Consider the following 16,728-nt stretch of genomic DNA (forward strand, 5'->3'; position numbering starts at 1 on the left):
ACCGTGCGCTGTGCACCGCTTCGCACCGTGTGACGTGCCGCCCCGCCGGGTGTGGGCCGGGCGGTGGGCGTCAGAGGGCGCGCAGGACTCCCACGACCTTGCCGAGGATCTTCGCCTGGCCGCCGGGGATGGGCTCGTAGGCGCCATTGCGGGGCATGAGCCAGACCTCGCCGTCCTGACGGCGGAGCTGTTTGACGGTGGCCTCGTCGTCGAGGAGCGCGGCGACGATGTCACCGTGGTCGGCGCTGTCCTGGCGGCGTACGGTCACGATGTCGCCGTCGCAGATCGCCGCCTCGATCATGCTGTCCCCGGACACGGTCAGGGCGAAGAGGTCGCCGTCCCCGACCAGCCTGCGCGGCAGGGTGTAGACGTCCTCGACCATCTCCTGGGCGAGCAGCGGCGCGCCTGCGGCGATCCGGCCGATCAGCGGCACCTCCACCGCGGCAGCCGGTCCGGAGTCCGGTGCCGGGGCCCAGGCGGAGCGCACCCGGTAGGCGCGGGGCCGGTTGGGGTCGCGGTACAGGACCCCCTTGCGTTCCAGCGCCATCAGCTGATGGGCGACGGAGGAGGTGCTCGCGAGGTTCACCGCCTGGCCGATCTCCCGCATCGACGGCGGGTAGCCCTGGCGCCGGACCGTGTCGGCGATGAACCGGACGATGTCCTGCTGGCGGCTGGTCAGCCCGTTCTCGACCGTCCGGATGCCCGGCGGCCGTCCCCGGCGTACCGGCTCGCTGTTCTCCATTCCCGGGCACCTCCGTACAAGATCTCGCAGAGCGCGACCTTAACCCACCGACCCCGGCAAATGGAACACGCATTCGCCTCCCGGGTCACGTGGAGGCCCGGACGTCTCACACCTCGCTGTTGTCGTCCGCCGTGGTCGGCAGGTCGTTGTGCCCCTCGCTCCAGTGGTTGACCCATCCGCACACCCCGCAGGCATAGCGGCCGTTCACCCCGGCGACCTCGCTGCCGCACTGGCGGCACTGCGTCTGGGTGATCTCCTGGGACGCCAGGAACTCCACCGCCGGTACCGGCGTCGGGGGCGCGCTCTGCTTCCTTTTCATGAGGCGGACGCTACCCGCGCGACGGCGGAGCGCGCATCGTCCGGCCGCCGCGGGGACGGCCGGCGCGGTACGAACGGTGCCGCACGGGGGACAGCCAAGACCATGACTGTCCCCACGGATGACGGCCCGGACCCGGCCCATCGGCGCCCGGCGGGCGTCAGCGACACGACCGTGCAGGCCCTCGGCTCGCTGTCGAAGGCGCTGGAGACCACCGAGCGGGCCAGAGGCCATCTCTACAGCTTCCACCAGCTGACCGGCACCGCGGATCTGGAGCTGGACCGGGCGGTACGGCTGCTGCGCGTGGCCGGGCACACGGAGTGGGCGGAGCGGGTGGAGCGGGAGATCCTGGGCCGCAATGTCATCCCGGGGCACTGGACCTTCCAGGTCGTCGAAGCGTACGACGACACGTACTACCGTCCGTTCAAGGAGCTCGAGCGGGGCGCGGTCGAGGAGCTGGCCGGGGGCCGGAACCACCTCTACGAGGCGGAGCTGAAGGAGTCCCGCCGGACCCGCGGCCACCCGGACCACACCGCCCGGCCGCCCTCCGCTCCCCCGCCCCCCGCTTCCCGGCCGGATCCGGGTGTGTGAACCGTTGACTCGGGGATACCTGGCGTCTGGACGAGAGGTGGCCGACGGAACCGCGGAACCACCGGCCCGCACGCATCACGGAAAGGACGCAGCGCCGTATGTCGCAGGTAGAGGAATCCATCCAGGTCGATGTCCCGGTCCGCACGGCGTACAACCAGTGGACCCAGTTCGAGACCTTCCCCGAGTTCATGGAGGGGGTGGAACGCATCGAGCAGCGCACCGACACCCTCACCCACTGGGTGACGAAGGTCGCGGGTGTGCAACGGGAGTTCGAAGCCAGGATCAGTGAGCAGATCCCCGACGAGCGGGTCGCCTGGACCACCGTGGACGGTGAGGTGCGGCAGGCCGGTGTGGTCACCTTCCACCGGCTTGACGAGGGACGCACCAAGGTGATGTTGCAGATGGAGTTCGACCCCGAGGGCCTCGCCGAGACCGTCGGCGACAAGAGCGGCTTCATCAAGCGGCAGATCTCCGGCGACCTCAAGAGGTTCAAGGAGTTCATCGAGTCCCGCAGCGGTGTGGAGACGGGCGGCTGGCGCGGCGCGGTCTGACGGACCCCTCACCCCGAGTACCGAGGGCGCCCGGCGGACGGGGGCCCTGAGCATGGCCTCCACAGCCGGTCTCACCAGGACGGCGCATCCGAGTCGCCGTCAGCCGCGGGCGCGTGCATGCTGGAGGCAGGTGGAGCGCCCCGCCCCGTCACTGGTGAGCAGGGACCCCTACGGCGGCCGACTCACGCGTCCCTGGAGTCGGCCGCCGTTCCATGCGCACCGGCCCTTCGGCCTGGCCGAAAGCCCGGACCGAACCGGCTCTCCGGACCCGCCCGTCTGCGTACTTCCCCTTCTTGATCACCGAACGGCGGCAGCGCGGTAACAGATTGACCAGCACACGCCAATGGAATGGATTCCGGCCGCGCTGGCCTGATCTGATGGGGCGCAAGCACCATCAGATCCCTGGGGGACGAACAATGAACTGGTACGTGGACGTACTGAAGAAGTACGTGGTCTTCAACGGGCGCGCGCGTCGGCAGGAATACTGGATGTTCGCGCTGTTCAACTTGATCATCACCATTGTCCTGACGGTCATCGACGCCGTCGCGGGTACGGCCATCCCGGGCGCCCTCTACAGCCTGGCCGTCCTGCTGCCCGCCCTGGGTGTCACCTTCCGTCGGCTGCACGACACGGGCAAGTCCGGCTGGTGGATCCTGATCAGCCTGATCCCGCTGGTCGGCTGGATCATTCTCATCGTCTTCCTCGCCACCGAGGGCACGCCGGAGCCGAACAAGTACGGCACCAACCCGAAGTTCGCCGCCCCCGCAGTCTGAGGCAGCGCAGCAGTGACGGCCCGTCGGAAGTTTTCCGGCGGGCCTTTGTGCCGTGGACAGTGACTCCTTGTCACCTTGGCGTTTCTGTCCTGATCTCTGTGGTGATCGGCGCGGACGACGGTACGGTGAGGGGCATCCGGGGCTGCGATCGGGGGGACGGATGTCGCGCACAGCAATCGTCGTGGGTGCCAGCGTGGCCGGGCTGCTGGCCGCCGCGGCCTTGGCGGACGTGGTCGACGAGGTGACGCTCATCGAGCGCGACGCGCTGCCGGACGAAGCCGCTCCACGCCGGGGCTTACCCCAGGGCCGCCATGCCCACATCCTGTTGACCAGCGGACTCGACGCGATCGAAGCCTTGTTGCCCGGGCTGAAGCTGCGGCAGCGGGTGCTCGCCGCGGGCGGCCGGGAGATCTCGATGACATCCGGCGCGGTGATGCTCGGGCCGGAGGGATGGTTCCGGCGCTGGCGCCACGACAGCCACCCCCTGCTCACCTGTAGCCGGGACCTCTTGGACTCGATACTGCGCGAGGCCGTGCTCGGCCGCCCCGGGATCCGGCTGCGCCGGGGACGGGCCGTCTCCCTGCTGGGATCGGCGGGCCGGATCACCGGCGTACGCGTCGCCGACGGCGAGGCCGAGGGCGCCGAGGAGGACCTGTCCGCGGATCTGGTCGTCGACGCGGGCGGGCGCGGCTCGCGGGCCGTGCAGTGGCTCGGATCGCTCGGTGTCGCGGGGATCCGGGAGGAGGTCGTCGACTCGGGCGTGGTCTACGCCAGCCGGGTGTACCGGATGCCCGCGGGAGCGGAGAGCTTCCCGCTGGTCCTGGTGCAGCCCGACCCCATGGAACCGGCGCCCGGCCGTGCGGCAGCCCTCGTCCCCATCGAGGGCGGACGCTGGCTGGCCAGCCTGAGCGGCACCCGCGGCGGCGAACCGACCGACGACCCCGCGGAGTTCGCCCGCTTCGCCCTCGGTCTGCGCCATCCCCTGGTGGGCCGTCTCATCTCCGGCGCCGAACCGCTGTCCGCGGTGTCGCTCAGCCGCAGCACCCGCAATGTGCGCCGCCGCTTCGAGACCGCCGAAACCTGGCCCGACGGGTTTGTGGTGCTGGGTGACGCGGCCGCCGCCTTCAACCCGGTCTACGGGCAGGGCATGTCGGTCGCGGCGCTCGGGGCCCAGGCTCTCCGCCGGGAGCTGGAGGGCAGGGACGCGGCCGCGCCGGGCACGGCCCGCCGGATCCAGCACGCCGCGGCCGGTGCGGTCAACGCGGCCTGGGCGCTGAGCAGTTCACAGGACCGGTGGTTCCCGGACGTGCTCGGTGACCGGCCCTCGCTCGCCGACCGGGTGCTCACGCGGTATGTCCGGCGGATGACCAGGGTGGCCACCAGTTCCTACCGGGTGTCCGCCGCCATGTGCAATGTGACCACCTTGCAGGAGGACGGACGCCGGCTTCTGCGCCCCTCGCTGCTGCTCGCCACGCTGGGAGGCCCGGTGCTGCCCCCGCTGGCCGGGCCACCGCTGACGGCCGCCGAACAGACGGTTCTGCGCGGCCTCGACCGGACCGCCGGAGGGGCGCGAGACGCGGGGGATGCGGGTGGTGCGGGTGACGCCGGTGACGCGGATGCCGCGGGCGGCCCGGGAGGAGTTCAGGAGCCGGGGACGGCGACGGACGGACGCGACGAGCGGTCGGAGAGCTGAGCGACGCTGCACAGCGAGGACCCGGCCCGCCCCAGGGCGCTGTGCGTCAGGGGCGCTGTGCGTCAGGGGCGCTGTCCGTCAGGGACGCTGTCCGTCAGGGGCGCTGTCCGTTGCGTGTCCGGGTGCGGACGTCCTTGACGATTCGGGAACGCAGCGCCCGGGCGATGTGCACCAGATCGCTGCTGGAGACCGTGTGCTCGTCGCCGCCGCCGCGCCGGGGCGGCGACCCGGTGGCACCATCGGCGTAGTGGGCCTCCACCGCCGCGACGATCAGCGCGGCCTCGGCGATGGCCGCCGCTTCCGTCCCCGAGGCGTTGCGCGCCAGGGCGAGCCGGAGTGCCTCATGGCGGATCCGGGGGTCGGAGCGGTCGCGGCAGGCCAGGATCCGGTCGGAGATATAGGTCTGCCGTCGGGTCAGCCTCAGATGGACGCTGGGCTTCCACCAGGGCAGGGGCAGCGGAGTGGGCCCCGGCGCACCCCGTACGGGCCGTACCGTACGGGCCAGTGGTGCCAGTTGCCAGTAGCGGACGGCGGTGCTCTGGCCGACCAGGGGGATCACGAAACCGGCCGCCCCCAGCACCGCGCTGGGCGCGATCATGGTGCGTGCGATCACGATGAGGACGTCCCAGGTGTGGCCGGTCCATCTGCCGAAGACCGCCGCGGCCGTCATCAGGTCGTAGCCGGCGAAGTGCATCAGATAGGCGGTCGCCAGCACCCGCAGACCGGTGCGCAGGGTGCCGTGCACCTCGCGCGACCAGCGGCGGCACAGATGGCCGACGGTCAGGGAGGCCACGGCGTGCGCGATGAGATAGAGAAGGATCATCTCCCTGATGAAGGGGGTGTTGGCGTAGTACAGATCGAAGCGGGTGCGCTGCTCGACCGGTGCGCGGCCCAGCGCGAAGAGGACCCCGATCAGGACAACGGCCGCGCCGTATGCGGCGATCGTGATCCGGGAGGAGTGGCGGGGCTTGGCCGAACCGGTCTCGCCGCGCCAGTTGAGGACCAGGACGATCGAGGCACCGGAGAAGGCGACCAGCAGCATATAGACGACCGGGGCGGCCATGTTGGGCACGCCGGTCCAGCGGTTGACCAGGACGATCGAGGTCTGGGCCGTGATGAAGAGGACCCCCGCGCCGAGGAAGAGCAGCGCGCAGATGGACGACAGCAGCCAGTCCCGCCCCCGGGCACGGACGAGGGCGGGAAGCTTCAGCAGACAGGCCAGAAGCATCAGTCCGCTGGAGACGTAGAAGGGTAAGTCGCCGTCCAAAGGCGGTAAGACGCCGTTCATGGGATGAGCACGGCCTCCGGGAGCGTAGCTGGGCGCAGTCGCTGTGGCAGGCTACCGCGACCCCTCGGGGGTGTGCTCGTGATCCACGCTGCCGGGGGCCGTCCCCGGCCCGGTCCGGTCAAGTCCGGCCAGGCCGGGGCCCGGTCCGGACCGAGGTCAGCCTCCCTGGCCGCGCTCCTCCCGTACCTGCCGCACCAGGGTGTTGATGAAGCGTTCGACCAACTCCCATTCGTCGTCCGGCAGGGTGGCGGCGGTGCGCAGGGCCAGGGCGCGGCTGGCGTGGTAGGCGTGCTGGCCGGCCGCCGTGCGCAGTTCGGTGAGCACGGGCTGGAGCGCCTCGTTGAGGGCCGACTCCGGCTCGGCGCTGAGCCATCCGTTGGGCTCCCCGAAGAAGAAGCGCTCGACGCCCGCCTGGGTGGAGGCCAGGGGGCCGCCCGAGCGGGCCGGGCGCTGGCGGGTCTCCCGGGGCGGCTGCGCGGTCCTGCGCAGGTTTCTGCGGTCGCTGAGCAGGTTGGACAGCGATGCCCGGGTGGCTCCGAAGGAGGAGGCGATCTCGTCGTAGGAGTGGCGTGAACCGTCCGGGCGGCGGCGTGTCTCCCGCAGGTGGGCGATGCGGCGGACGATCCGGTCGGTGATGTCCTCCGCGGGCGCCTGCCGTCCGGTCAGCAGCATCTCCACCACGTCCTGGGGTACGCCGCTGGTGACGGACAGTTGCGGCACGTCGATCACCTCGTGCCGGTTCCGTCCGTCGACCAGGAGGGAGTCGATGTGACGGAGGGTCTCGGCGAGCGATTGGCGCGGATCTCTCACCGACGCATCTCCTCACGTCCGGTGGTGGCGCGGACTGCGCATTGATGACGAGACGATAACCGCTCCCCCGCCGGGCAACCAGGTAAAGCGATACTCCAATAGCCAAGGATGGATACAACAGTTGACATCACGGGTCCGGGGATTGCAGCATCACCGGGTGACTGACTGCCAGTCAGCACCCGGTGGACACGGCCGCGCCCGCGTTCGCGTCGGTGTGTGCTGGTGCGGGCCGCTTCCGCACGGGGTGCGGGGATGCAGAGGCATACCTCTGGGACCCTGTCCCGACGGGGACGGACACGATGTGCCGACAGAACACGCCGCACGGCCGGCGAGCGCCGAGCCGACGCAGACCACCCGAACATTCGGATCTGGGGAGGGCAGAACCGTTCATGCAGCACCGTGCCGCCCGCTCCCCCGCGCCCGTCGTCCCGGCGGTGCCCGCCGGATGCCCACCGTACCCATGATGCACCGCGCCGTCCTCCCCGCCCGCAGCACGGGCCGACCGCCCCGGGATCCGCTCGTCGCCTCCCGGCCGTTACGGTCGCCGGGAGACGGCGCAACCAGCCATGCTGCCGGGGCCCATGCCCCCGCCCCGCCTCTTGTCGGAGGATTACGTGACGGCCGTCCATGCGTTTCTCCCTCCTCGGTGCGCGATCCGCGCGGTTCGCAGATCCGCACCCCACGCCCCAGCGGCGCCGTCTCGTGTTCCGAGCCTGTCGTGAACGCTCAACAGCCCGACCCCGCGTTTCCGTACCGCGCCGAACCGGGCGGCGCCGGTGAGGCGGTGGACGATCGATGGGCCCGCGCACGGGATCAGCGGTTCGCCCGGTTCTTCGGACGGCAGCTCGCCGACGCCGAGTTGTGCGGCAGCGCGGCCGAGCGCAGGACCGCGGCCGGTGTCGCCGAGCTGTTCCAGGAGTGGCTGGCGCTGCGCGAGACGGCGGGCGGCGGAGCCGACTGCGAGCTGAGCGACAGTACGAACGCACTGGGCTGGCTGCTGCGCTGGTTCGCCTTCATGGAGTGGGCTGCACACCCCCAATGGGAGCTGGGCTTCCATCCCGCGGCCTACCGCGCGCCGCTCGACCACTTCTTCGACGCCGCCGACATCGGCCGCTGAGAGGGAGCGGCCGAACCGGGTCAGGGCGCCGTGAAGAGCGTGGGAAAGCGCGGTGCGAGCCAGGGCTTGCGCCCCCAGGCGACCACCCTGCCGCCCGCCATGGCCCGCCATGGCCCGCAGCGGCCCAGGGCGATCAGCAGAAACGTGACCGGCTCCGTCACGATGGTGCAGTCACAGCGGTCCGGCGGCCCGGGGGTCACCTCGACCGCGCCGTCGGCGAAGGTGACACCGAACGCCGGTCCGCCCCGCAGCCGGAGCCGGTAGCGGGCGGTGAAGCCGACGACGGCTGCGGGGTTCGCGACGCGCTCCATGGCGGTCAGCAGAAACGGCAGGCAGAGTCCGACCCGGGCGCGGTCGATCATGTGCGGGCGGCCGAGCGCCCGGGCGAGGTCGTAGCCGTGGCCGAGCATATGGGTCAGCAGATACGAGGCGAGCACGGGCAGGTTCATGGGGCCCAGCGGCGTGCCGAGCACCCGGTCCCCGGCCCCGTCCGCGACACCCCGGGCGGCGGCGTCGAGGAACCGCTCGGCCTCGGCCGTGATCATCGCCGCCAGCGGCTCCGCTCCGCGCTCCTGGAACACGGCCAGCGACGAGGCGTTGGCGGCGGCCAGGCTCTGGGGTGTGCCGTCCCCGTACGGGCGTTCGCGGCCTGCGGCGAGATCGGCCATCAGCTCGTTGGCCAGTGCCAGATGGGCCGCGGCCTCGCCCACGGTCCAGGCCGAGTCGGGCACGGGCAGCGCCGTACCGGGCGCCGCCCGCACCACCGCCGCGATGTCCGCCGCGGTCGCCCGGATCGCCTGCCCGAGTCCCCCGGGCAGGGTCTGCCCGCCGTCGGCCGTCCGTGTCCCCGCCTCCATGCCACCCACTCCCTTGTCGGCCTGCCGCGCCGTCACGTGCCAGCGGGATACCCAACCAGGCGAGCGGGGCGGTGACAACGGTCCGGACGACATCGGCCGCCACGAACGCGGAGTGTCAGACGGTGACGGGCCCGGTGAGCGGCTCGGGCCCCCGGAGCGCCTTCTCGTTCTGCATACGGGTCAGCCGCAGGACGACGAGGATCGCGAGCAGCGCCGCCGCCAGGTCGAGGCCGTCCGCCAGGAACGACAGCGGGGCCGCGGCGTGCATCCCCGAAACGGTGTGGGCTCCCCGGTCGGTCTGGAAGCTCGCCCGCCCGGCCAGTTGCGAGACGATCCACAGCGTCCACCAGGCGTTGACGAGGCCGTGCGGCCGGGGCGCACCCGACGGGCCGCTGGCGTCCCAGATGTTCAGTGCGATCCGGCGTGGGAACCACAGGTTCACGATCGGTGTGAACCAGCCGCCGATCGCCCAGCCGCGCTTCAGCTCGTGCCCGGACGGTTCGAACACCTCGGCGTTGACCCGTACTCGGTAGAACCAGCACAGGTACACGACCACGCAGGCGAGCAGCGCGGTGATCTGCGCGGTGCCCGCCACCGCCGTGAGCACATCCGCGTGGTGGGCGCGGCGGGTGAGGGCCGCGGAGGTGTCACCGGCCACCAGGTCGCCGGTGACGTCGTACCGGACGGTCTCCGCCGCGATCGAGAACAGGTCGGTGGCGGCGACCAGTCCGAGCAGTGCGGCGGTCGCGCGGCCCAGCCCGACGGGCGAGCGCAGCAGGGCCGCGGGGACGGGTGGGTACGGCTGGGGTGTGTACGGCTGGGTGGCCGGAGCCGTGGCGGAGGCGCACTGGGCGCACAGGGTGCCGCCCGGCGCCGCGGCGCCATGAAGGCAACGCGCGCAGGTCATGGTGGAGGATCCCCCGGGATGTGGTCGAAACGCCGGACGCCGTTCCTCCCCGGAACCTCACGCGCGGCACGCGAAACATACGGTCCGGCAGGCCCCGCAGTCCACTCGATTGCGGAGCCAGGGCCGACGGGATGCCTGGTCGGAGCGCCGGCTCAGCTCACCTGTCGGCACTCAGGCCCACGCCTGGCACCTCCTCCCCGGCCCCCTCCCCGGCCCCGGCGGGCGGCGCACCGGCCGCCTCCCGCGCTCAGCGGCGCGGGCTTACGGGCGGCGCGCGTACGGGCGCCGCGCACAGGTTCCGCGCACATACCGCGCCGCACCCCGTACATGGGGGCATGGCGCCCTCACCCCTGTTCCGCCCCCGGGCGCAGGCGGCGGGCGGCTGTGCGGGCGGGGGCGGACGCGGAGTAGACCAGGTAGCGGATCTTGCTCGGTTCCAGGCCCATGGTCTCGGCGGCGGCCGTGCTGCTGTATTCGAGCAGGCAGTGCAGCACCAGTGCGTCGTACTGCACCGGCGGGCAGGCGTCGAGGGGAGCGGGCCGGGGGTGGCGGGCCCGGATCCGGGCGCTCACCAGGGCCCAGGCGGGGGTGGCGGGACGGTGCTGGGCGACCACATACGGCCAGCGGACCGCCAGTTCGTTCAGGGCACCGCGGACGACGCGGTGCGCCTCCTCCTCCGGCAGATGGACGCGCGCGTAGGCGAGGTAGCAGTCCCGGTGCAGGGCGCAGAACGCCTCGAAGGCGGGGGGCAGCGCGGGGGGCGGCGGGCCCTCGTGGCGCGCCGCGTCGGCCCCGGTGCGGCGGGGCGGATGCGGGGGACGGGGGCGGACCGCCGGTGTGCGGACGGGCTGCCCGAGGGGGTGTCGGGTCATCCGGGGACCTCGGCGGGTAAACGCAGGGCGGGCCAGTGGGCGGGGCCTGGTTCGGGAGGTCCGGCGGCCGCCGCGCGGGCGGCGTTCCACAGGGGCCGCAGCGGTGGGGCCTCGGCGCCCAGGGCGTGGGCCAGTTCCTCGACGTCCTCCCAGGCGGGCAGGGTGCTGCCGTCGAGCATGCCGGTGACGGCCCGGGGGTTCAGACCGCTGCGTGCGCCGACTTCGGCGGTGGCGGGCCGTGCGGCGGCCAGATGCAGTCCGCGCAGGGCCTCGTGGAGGCTGCCGCGCTGGCTCGGCGCCCGGCCGCGGGCGGTGACCCACAAGGGGTGGATCTCCGCCGGGTCTCCCCCGCAGGCGAGGGTGAGCGCACGGGTGATCTTCCAGGAAGGGCAGCGCTCCCCGCTCAGGACCCGGGAGACGTACGAGGCGGAGATGTCGGTGTCCTCGGCGAGCCGGCGGAAGGGCTTGGCACTGGCGCGCTGGAGCTGGGACAGGGCGCGGGCGAGGACGGCGGCCGGTCCCGCGGGGCGCCGGTCCGGCTCTCTGGCCCGGAACGGGGTGGCGCCGGGTCCGGCCGAGGGGCGGCGCTGGCGGGGGATGCGGACGGGTGCCGGGGCGGTGGGTTCCGGGTCGGCGGGCAGGGCCGGGCCGCCCCCCGGGCGCTGGCGGCGGTTGGCCATTCTCCGGCGTACGGCCTCCGCGGACAGTTTCCGGGTGAGCTGGTCGGGCGGCAGGCTCAGGGAACGGGCGATCTCGGCGTTCTTCTCACGCTGGTCGCGGGCCTGTTGCACCAGGGCGGCCTTCAGGTCCTCCAGGTCGCGTTCCACGAGGCGCAGCAGGCTCAGGGCCGCCAGCGGCTGGCGCGTACGGGTCAGCCCGCGCAGGTGTTCCACTCCGCGGGCCAGTTCGTCGGCGACCTGAAGGGCGAAGAGGTCGTGGGCGACCGCGTCCGGGGTCGGGTGCTTCTCGCGGACCCGGCGGTAGGCACGGCCGCAGATGTCGTTGCAGTAGTGGCGCGGTCTGCCGGAGCCCACGCTGCGGTCGATGGGCCTGCCGCAGTCGGGGTTGAGGCAGTAGGCGGGTCCGGGGTCCTTGGGCGTCATGGGAGGGGTATTCCTTTGCGGGCATGCGCTACCGGGGGGCTCGGGCGCGGAAACTGAGAGATTCGGCAGAAGCCGTCAGCCGTTCTCGGGCCGGCTCCGCGGACGGGTGGTCGACGCGCCGCCGACCGGAGCGGCCGCCGCCCGGGGTGGTCGAACTGCCCGGGGGCGGCCGCGTGGCCGTCAGACGATACGAAGCCGCCGGTAGCGCAGGTGCGAGCGACGGGTTGCGGCCAGCAGCATGGCGACCGCGGCTGCGGCGAGCTCGTACACCTCGGGCCGCAGGACCAGCACGATGCCCAGGACCGGGGCTGCGACGAACGCCCCTACCTGCATGGTGACTTCCCTGTCACGCAGATCGCGGGTTTCAACCGCGGTCGGCTGCGGGATGTTACGGTCGAACCGCTCCGGTCGGCCCCGCTCGAAGGCCCGGCCGAAGCCGATGTTCCGGTCAGGAGGCATGTCAACTCCTCGATCGTTGAAACAGAGTTGAGTCGGCCCCGGTCTGGTCTCCCGCCGCACCGGGGCCCACTCGTGTGGGGGGACGCTACCTGTTCACCCAAACGGATGCCCACTGCTACGGTGCGTAAATGGCATGATTGCGGTTACCGGCGCGTTCGAACAGCCGGACCGGCCAACTTCAGTCGCATCTCGGTCAGCACCGGTCCCGAATGTCTCGGTAGTGGGCATGCGCCTCGGGGTCTTCGCCATGCGCCGGGGACACGGCCGCCCGGCGCCTCTCGGCTCCCGCGGCAGGCGGAAGAACTTTTTCGAGAATCGGTGTGCATACCTTCCGGAACGCGGGGCAGGCGGTGGTTCGTCAGCCGGGAACCGGCCGACGTGCACGACATCGATCTGGGAGGGACTTATGACGGCGGCGATGGCGACAGCGGCGGCGGGGACGGAGACGGCTGCACTGCCGGAGGTTGCCGACCCCTCGCGGATTGCCCCGAAGGACGCCCGCGAGCTGTCGAAGCTCTTCTTCGACCAGCTGGCCGTACTGGAGGAGGGCACGCCCGAGTACCAGTACGCGCGCAACACGCTGATCGAGATGAACATGTCCCTCGTGCGCTTCGCGGCCGGGCGGTTCCGCAGCCGTGGACCGGAGGAGATGGAGGACATCGTCCAGGTCGGCATGATCGGCCTGATCAAGGCGATCGACCGGTTCGAGCTGACCCGGGAGGTGGAGTTCACCTCCTTCGCCGTGCCCTACATCGTCGGCGAGATCAAGCGTTTCTTCCGGGACACCTCCTGGGCCGTGCATGTGCCGCGCCGCCTCCAGGAGGCCCGGGTGCAGCTGGCCAAGGCGACGGAGGAGCTGCGCAGCCGGCTGGGCCGCACCCCCACCACCAAGGAACTGGCCGGTCTGATGTCCCTCTCGGAGGAGGAGGTCGTCGAGGCGAGGCTCGCCTCCAACGGCTACAACTCCTCTTCGCTGGACGCCGCGATCAGCACCAGCGAGGACGGCGAGACCGCTCTCGCCGACTTCATCGGCACCGAGGACACGGCACTGGAGCTGGTGGAGGACTTCCACGCACTGGCTCCGATGATCGCCGAACTGGACGAGCGCGACCGGCAGATCATCCACATGCGGTTCGTCGAGGAACTCACCCAGGCCCAGATCGGTGAGCGCCTCGGTGTCTCCCAGATGCATGTCTCGCGGCTGCTGACCCGCATGCTGGCCCGGCTGCGCGAGGGCCTGCTCACCACCCACTGAGCAACCGCCTCGACGAGCGGGACGAGCAGCCCGCGGCGACGAGCGTGACAGCGCCCCGGGGGCGGCCTCAACGGCACGCCCCCGGGGCGCCGCGCTGTGCGCGGACGTGCCGCCTTGTCACCCACGCGACCCGCGCAGCCCGCACATCGGACACCCGCAGAAGTCCGTGCTGGGCACCTCATACCCGACATACCGCCATTTATATGCCGGTGAGTATCGGGTGAATCGTCAGACAGCGTGCATAGATGGACATATCTCTTCGGTTCATGTCGGCATTGACTGAGCCAGTCATGGCCTGTCAATCTTTTGTGCGGCCCTTCAAGGCGACCGCGAATTGGGTGAGGTTGGCCCGGAAGGCGGCCCCCCTTTGCCCGGACGCAGGAATTCCTCAGGAGAAAACTGCATGCAAGAGGTCCGCACGCGCTGCTTCACACTCGCCGTCACGATGCTTCTGTCCCTCTCCGCACTCGGCGAGGCGGCCGCCCAGAAAACGCCGTTCACTGATCGCTTAGCCGGGATCGCAACGGTACGGAACACCGATGACACCACCTTCCATCCGCACACCGGACGGATCAACAGACAGGATCCCGACCTGCCGCTCTGCTGCTGAGATTCGGCGGGAACACATGGGGGCGACGGTGACCACCGTCGCCCCCATCGTCGTATCCACATCCCAACACGACTACTTCCGACGTAACTTGACAAGCGAGTCAATATTTGAGTCACTGTAGTCACGGGGACATTCCACCAGTGGTAGTCGAACGCTCCCACCTGGAGCTTTGGCAACGATGTCAGGTCCCGTCGGGTACGCCTGACAGGGCATGCCACGCGATTCTTTTCCGAGAGAGATCATGAGCGACAGTCGAACGCACCGGGACTTCGGTCTCCTCCTCAGAAATCATCGTCGACGTGCAGGTCTCACCCAGCGCCATCTCGCCGATCTCGCCACGGTGAGCGTCCGAGCCATAAGGAACCTGGAGCTGGGCAAGGTCTCCTCACCTCGGCCGGAAACCGTGCGGCTGCTCGCCGACGGACTCCGGCTGCGCACGACCGAGCGGGACGCGCTCATCGAGGCGGCGCTGTCCGAGCGGCCCGCCCAGGACCCGGAGGACGGCACGGTCCCCGCGGACGGCGCGGAGTTCGCGCCGCCGTGGAACGCGCCGAACTCCCTGGTCGGCCGCGAGACCGAACTCTCCTCCCTGACCCGGCTGCTGGACGTGCCGGGACGGCGGCTGGTCAGCGTGGTCGGCGTGGCGGGCGTGGGCAAGTCCCGGCTGGCCGCCGAGGCCGCCCGCCTCCAGTCCGCGGCCGGCCGGGCCACGGTGCGGTGGGTCTCGCGGGGCGACGCCGCCCCCGTCGAGGACCTCGCCGAGAACCCCTCCGCCCGCAGGGTGCTCCTGGTGCTCGACGACCCCGATCTGTCGCCTCGGGGCGTCGAGCGGATCGCGTCGCTGCTGCGGCATCCCGGGCACCCGCACATCCTGCTCACGGCGTCCGGGCCGTGCGGCATCCCGGGCGAGCAGGTCCTGCCGCTGTCCCCGCTGGCCGTGCCCGAGCGGGCGGTGGACGGCACCCCGGAGAAGCTCGCGGAGGTCGCCTCCGTACGCCTGCTCTGCTCCCAGATCCGCTGCCACCGGCCCGCGTTCGGCCTGGACGGCTCCAACTCCGCGATCGTCGCGGAACTGTGCCGACGGCTCGACGGACTCCCCCGGGCCCTGGAGTTCGCCGGGGACTGGTGCCTGGTGCGCTCGCCGGAACATCTCCTGGCCGAGGTCAGCCGGAACCCGTTCAGTCTCACCGCGCCCCCGACGGCGGGCTCCTGTCCGCCCGACCCCGCGGCCCTGCTGCGCCGGACGCTTGACCGGCTGCCGCGGGCCACCGTGTCCTTCCTCGCCACCACGGCCCGGAGCCTGGCCGGCTGGTCGATCGCGGAGGCGGCGCGGGCCACGGGGACCTCCGACGCCGAGGCCGCCGCGATCGTCTTCACCCTGGTGACCTACGGTGTGGTGCGGACCGACAGCCAGGCCGGGCGGGAGCCCCGCTTCTCGGTCCTGCACCACGTACGGCACCTGTACGGCCCCGCCGCGGCCTCCCTCGGCCAGCGGTATGTGTCCTGGAAGCGGCACCCGGTCGTGCTGCACCGCGCCCACGCGGACAGCCGCAGCCGTCCGGTGGCCGTGGGGGACGGCTGAGCCGGTCCGCTCAGGACATGGCAGCCGGAGCCGGGTCCGTGAGTCCGAGGACGACGGCGTAGTCGAAGCCGCGTGACTCGACGTCGAGGACCGACCAGCCCGCGGGCCCGGCCATGGCTTCAAGTTCGCCCAACGACACAAAGAGATAGTCGTACCAGTCGGTGATGAGCCACTGGTGACGCGTCCGCAGCCGCATCTGGCCGCTCATCCGGTTCCTGGCACGGTTGGCGGCCAGATAGTCGGCGTGGCGGGGGTCTGCGAGCAGATACGGATCCACACCGCTGCCGATGATCCGCGCCCCCGGACGGGCGACCCGGGCGAGGTCGGCCAGCAGACGGGGACCCTGTGCGGCGCTCTCCAGCAGTCCGAGGTTCCTGCCCAGGAGCAGGAAGGTGTCGAACCGCTCGTGCGCGGGCAGGTCGGCGACCGTGCCGAGGATCCGTTCCCGCAGTCCGCGGCGGGCGCACACGGTGAGGGCGCCGCTCGACACATCGAGGCCGACGACGTCCGCCCCGCCCTCCTGGAGCGGAACGGCGAACCGTCCGGCCCCGACACCCACGTCGAGCACCCGGCCGGAAACCCGGTCGATCGCCCATCGGTCCAGTGGGGACCAGCGGTCCGGTCCCTCGAAGAAGCCCACCGCGTCATAGCCGCTGATGTATCCGTCGTCGCGCTCGCAGATCTCGAAGAACCGCCCCTCGGGGAGTCCCGCCGCGTAGCAGTCGAGCAGGAGTCGTCCCCAGGCGTCGTCGACCTGTCCCGGGGGCACCTCTGTCACGGTCATATGGTGCTCCAGCGTCTGTGCTCCGGTCCCGTGCACGGGTCTTCGGGGGGCGGGAACCGGAGCGGGGTGTACGGGGAGAGGGCGGCGCGGGGTGCGTCCCGCAGCCGGACCTTCCGGCATGGGACGCACCCCGGCGTCGCGGTTCCAGGGTCTTTCGTTCGGATCGGGCCGGATCAGCCCGGCATGGTCCGAACGAGAGGCCCTAGGCCGAGGCGGCGCCCGCCATGGAGCGGCGCAGGCTCAGCGGCCGCATGTCGGTCCACGTCTGCTCGATGTGGTCCAGGCACTCCTCCTTGGAGCCGGTCACGCCGACGGCGCGCCAGCCCTGGGGGACCTCACGGTCGGCCGACCAGACGGAGTACTGCTCCTCCTCGTTGACGACGACGAGCCACTGACGGGTGGGCTGCTGCATGACGGT

The 16,728-nt window shown here is 71.6% G+C and carries 19 protein-coding genes; 8 read left to right on the forward strand and 11 right to left on the reverse strand.

Going from position 1 to position 16,728, the window contains the following annotated elements:
• Positions 1-70 precede the first annotated feature (70 nt).
• Both lexA and ACIHAA_RS30740 read right to left on the reverse strand, forming a co-directional pair.
• Positions 71-742: a transcriptional repressor LexA gene (gene lexA / locus ACIHAA_RS30735; RefSeq protein WP_399822922.1), complete on the reverse strand. Its 672-nt coding sequence runs from the start codon at positions 740-742 to the stop codon at positions 71-73.
• A 106-nt stretch (positions 743-848) separates the two neighbouring features.
• Positions 849-1,061 (reverse strand): hypothetical protein, encoded by a 213-nt coding sequence (locus tag ACIHAA_RS30740; RefSeq protein ID WP_399822923.1) that lies wholly within the window; start codon positions 1,059-1,061, stop codon positions 849-851.
• Between the two features lie 102 nt (positions 1,062-1,163).
• On the opposite strand from ACIHAA_RS30740, the gene ACIHAA_RS30745 reads away from it, so the two are divergent.
• The 4 genes from ACIHAA_RS30745 to ACIHAA_RS30760 all read left to right on the forward strand — a co-directional run bounded on the left by ACIHAA_RS30745 (position 1,164) and on the right by ACIHAA_RS30760 (position 4,666).
• Complete coding sequence (locus tag ACIHAA_RS30745) at positions 1,164-1,649, forward strand: hypothetical protein (protein ID WP_399822925.1); 486 nt, start codon at positions 1,164-1,166, stop codon at positions 1,647-1,649.
• 98 nt (positions 1,650-1,747) lie between these two features.
• Positions 1,748-2,200 (forward strand): SRPBCC family protein, encoded by a 453-nt coding sequence (locus ACIHAA_RS30750; RefSeq protein ID WP_399822927.1) that lies wholly within the window; start codon positions 1,748-1,750, stop codon positions 2,198-2,200.
• 416 nt (positions 2,201-2,616) lie between these two features.
• On the forward strand, positions 2,617-2,973 hold the full coding sequence (locus ACIHAA_RS30755) for a DUF805 domain-containing protein (RefSeq protein WP_399822929.1): 357 nt from the start codon (positions 2,617-2,619) through the stop codon (positions 2,971-2,973).
• Positions 2,974-3,133: 160 nt separating this feature from the next.
• A complete protein-coding gene (locus tag ACIHAA_RS30760) occupies positions 3,134-4,666 on the forward strand; it encodes an NAD(P)/FAD-dependent oxidoreductase (RefSeq protein WP_399822931.1) in 1,533 nt (510 codons plus the stop codon).
• A gap of 94 nt (positions 4,667-4,760) precedes the next feature.
• Here the strand turns inward: ACIHAA_RS30760 and ACIHAA_RS30765 are convergent, their stop codons facing one another.
• Both ACIHAA_RS30765 and ACIHAA_RS30770 read right to left on the reverse strand, forming a co-directional pair.
• Entirely contained in the window at positions 4,761-5,954 is a 1,194-nt protein-coding gene (locus ACIHAA_RS30765) for a DUF6545 domain-containing protein (protein ID WP_399822933.1), read from the reverse strand.
• Between the two features lie 156 nt (positions 5,955-6,110).
• Positions 6,111-6,764 carry a hypothetical protein gene (locus ACIHAA_RS30770; RefSeq protein WP_399822935.1) on the reverse strand — a complete coding sequence of 218 codons (654 nt, stop codon included), beginning with the start codon at positions 6,762-6,764 and terminating at the stop codon, positions 6,111-6,113.
• A 718-nt stretch (positions 6,765-7,482) separates the two neighbouring features.
• Here ACIHAA_RS30770 and ACIHAA_RS30775 point away from each other — a divergent pair.
• On the forward strand, positions 7,483-7,881 hold the full coding sequence (locus ACIHAA_RS30775; protein ID WP_399822937.1) for a hypothetical protein: 399 nt from the start codon (positions 7,483-7,485) through the stop codon (positions 7,879-7,881).
• Positions 7,882-7,901: 20 nt separating this feature from the next.
• Here the strand turns inward: ACIHAA_RS30775 and ACIHAA_RS30780 are convergent, their stop codons facing one another.
• From ACIHAA_RS30780 to ACIHAA_RS30800, 5 genes are all read right to left on the reverse strand, one after another.
• Complete coding sequence (locus tag ACIHAA_RS30780; protein WP_399822939.1) at positions 7,902-8,738, reverse strand: maleylpyruvate isomerase family mycothiol-dependent enzyme; 837 nt, start codon at positions 8,736-8,738, stop codon at positions 7,902-7,904.
• Between the two features lie 115 nt (positions 8,739-8,853).
• Positions 8,854-9,645, reverse strand: a complete 792-nt coding sequence (locus tag ACIHAA_RS30785; RefSeq protein WP_399822941.1) for a DUF4328 domain-containing protein — start codon at positions 9,643-9,645, stop codon at positions 8,854-8,856.
• Between the two features lie 344 nt (positions 9,646-9,989).
• Positions 9,990-10,517 carry a hypothetical protein gene (locus tag ACIHAA_RS30790; protein WP_399822943.1) on the reverse strand — a complete coding sequence of 176 codons (528 nt, stop codon included), beginning with the start codon at positions 10,515-10,517 and terminating at the stop codon, positions 9,990-9,992.
• Positions 10,514-11,620, reverse strand: a complete 1,107-nt coding sequence (locus ACIHAA_RS30795; protein ID WP_399822945.1) for a helix-turn-helix domain-containing protein — start codon at positions 11,618-11,620, stop codon at positions 10,514-10,516. The genes ACIHAA_RS30790 and ACIHAA_RS30795 overlap by 4 nt, the downstream gene beginning before the upstream one ends.
• Positions 11,621-11,800: 180 nt before the next feature.
• Positions 11,801-12,079 (reverse strand): hypothetical protein, encoded by a 279-nt coding sequence (locus tag ACIHAA_RS30800; RefSeq protein ID WP_399822946.1) that lies wholly within the window; start codon positions 12,077-12,079, stop codon positions 11,801-11,803.
• 418 nt (positions 12,080-12,497) lie between these two features.
• Between ACIHAA_RS30800 and ACIHAA_RS30805 the strand changes: the two genes are divergently transcribed.
• The 3 genes from ACIHAA_RS30805 (at position 12,498) to ACIHAA_RS30815 (ending at position 15,526) form a co-directional block, all read left to right on the forward strand.
• Complete coding sequence (locus ACIHAA_RS30805) at positions 12,498-13,334, forward strand: RNA polymerase sigma factor SigF (protein WP_399822948.1); 837 nt, start codon at positions 12,498-12,500, stop codon at positions 13,332-13,334.
• A gap of 403 nt (positions 13,335-13,737) precedes the next feature.
• On the forward strand, positions 13,738-13,944 hold the full coding sequence (locus ACIHAA_RS30810; RefSeq protein WP_399822950.1) for a hypothetical protein: 207 nt from the start codon (positions 13,738-13,740) through the stop codon (positions 13,942-13,944).
• A 241-nt stretch (positions 13,945-14,185) separates the two neighbouring features.
• Entirely contained in the window at positions 14,186-15,526 is a 1,341-nt protein-coding gene (locus ACIHAA_RS30815) for a helix-turn-helix domain-containing protein (RefSeq protein ID WP_399822952.1), read from the forward strand.
• Between the two features lie 10 nt (positions 15,527-15,536).
• Here the strand turns inward: ACIHAA_RS30815 and ACIHAA_RS30820 are convergent, their stop codons facing one another.
• Both ACIHAA_RS30820 and ACIHAA_RS30825 read right to left on the reverse strand, forming a co-directional pair.
• Entirely contained in the window at positions 15,537-16,310 is a 774-nt protein-coding gene (locus ACIHAA_RS30820) for a class I SAM-dependent methyltransferase (protein ID WP_399822955.1), read from the reverse strand.
• A 202-nt stretch (positions 16,311-16,512) separates the two neighbouring features.
• On the reverse strand, positions 16,513-16,722 hold the full coding sequence (locus ACIHAA_RS30825) for an MbtH family protein (protein WP_399822957.1): 210 nt from the start codon (positions 16,720-16,722) through the stop codon (positions 16,513-16,515).
• Positions 16,723-16,728: the final 6 nt, after the last annotated feature.

It is taken from the genome of Streptomyces sp. NPDC052040, from assembly GCF_044548405.1.
GTDB lineage: Bacteria > Actinomycetota > Actinomycetes > Streptomycetales > Streptomycetaceae > Streptomyces.

Excerpts from the sequence above, each read along its gene's own strand:
- ACIHAA_RS30750 (WP_399822927.1), top strand. The coding sequence starts at position 1,748 with ATGTCGCAGGTAGAGGAATCCATCCAGGTCGATGTCCCGGTCCGCACG.
- ACIHAA_RS30745 (WP_399822925.1), top strand. The coding sequence starts at position 1,164 with ATGACTGTCCCCACGGATGACGGCCCGGACCCGGCCCATCGGCGCCCG.
- ACIHAA_RS30825 (WP_399822957.1), bottom strand. The coding sequence starts at position 16,722 with ATGCAGCAGCCCACCCGTCAGTGGCTCGTCGTCGTCAACGAGGAGGAG.
- ACIHAA_RS30790 (WP_399822943.1), bottom strand. The coding sequence starts at position 10,517 with ATGACCCGACACCCCCTCGGGCAGCCCGTCCGCACACCGGCGGTCCGC.
- ACIHAA_RS30755 (WP_399822929.1), top strand. The coding sequence starts at position 2,617 with ATGAACTGGTACGTGGACGTACTGAAGAAGTACGTGGTCTTCAACGGG.
- ACIHAA_RS30805 (WP_399822948.1), top strand. The coding sequence starts at position 12,498 with ATGGCGACAGCGGCGGCGGGGACGGAGACGGCTGCACTGCCGGAGGTT.
- ACIHAA_RS30820 (WP_399822955.1), bottom strand. The coding sequence starts at position 16,310 with ATGACCGTGACAGAGGTGCCCCCGGGACAGGTCGACGACGCCTGGGGA.
- ACIHAA_RS30810 (WP_399822950.1), top strand. The coding sequence starts at position 13,738 with ATGCAAGAGGTCCGCACGCGCTGCTTCACACTCGCCGTCACGATGCTT.
- lexA (WP_399822922.1), bottom strand. The coding sequence starts at position 742 with ATGGAGAACAGCGAGCCGGTACGCCGGGGACGGCCGCCGGGCATCCGG.
- ACIHAA_RS30760 (WP_399822931.1), top strand. The coding sequence starts at position 3,134 with ATGTCGCGCACAGCAATCGTCGTGGGTGCCAGCGTGGCCGGGCTGCTG.
- ACIHAA_RS30785 (WP_399822941.1), bottom strand. The coding sequence starts at position 9,645 with ATGACCTGCGCGCGTTGCCTTCATGGCGCCGCGGCGCCGGGCGGCACC.
- ACIHAA_RS30765 (WP_399822933.1), bottom strand. The coding sequence starts at position 5,954 with ATGAACGGCGTCTTACCGCCTTTGGACGGCGACTTACCCTTCTACGTC.
- ACIHAA_RS30780 (WP_399822939.1), bottom strand. The coding sequence starts at position 8,738 with ATGGAGGCGGGGACACGGACGGCCGACGGCGGGCAGACCCTGCCCGGG.
- ACIHAA_RS30815 (WP_399822952.1), top strand. The coding sequence starts at position 14,186 with ATGAGCGACAGTCGAACGCACCGGGACTTCGGTCTCCTCCTCAGAAAT.
- ACIHAA_RS30800 (WP_399822946.1), bottom strand. The coding sequence starts at position 12,079 with ATGCCTCCTGACCGGAACATCGGCTTCGGCCGGGCCTTCGAGCGGGGC.
- ACIHAA_RS30795 (WP_399822945.1), bottom strand. The coding sequence starts at position 11,620 with ATGACGCCCAAGGACCCCGGACCCGCCTACTGCCTCAACCCCGACTGC.
- ACIHAA_RS30740 (WP_399822923.1), bottom strand. The coding sequence starts at position 1,061 with ATGAAAAGGAAGCAGAGCGCGCCCCCGACGCCGGTACCGGCGGTGGAG.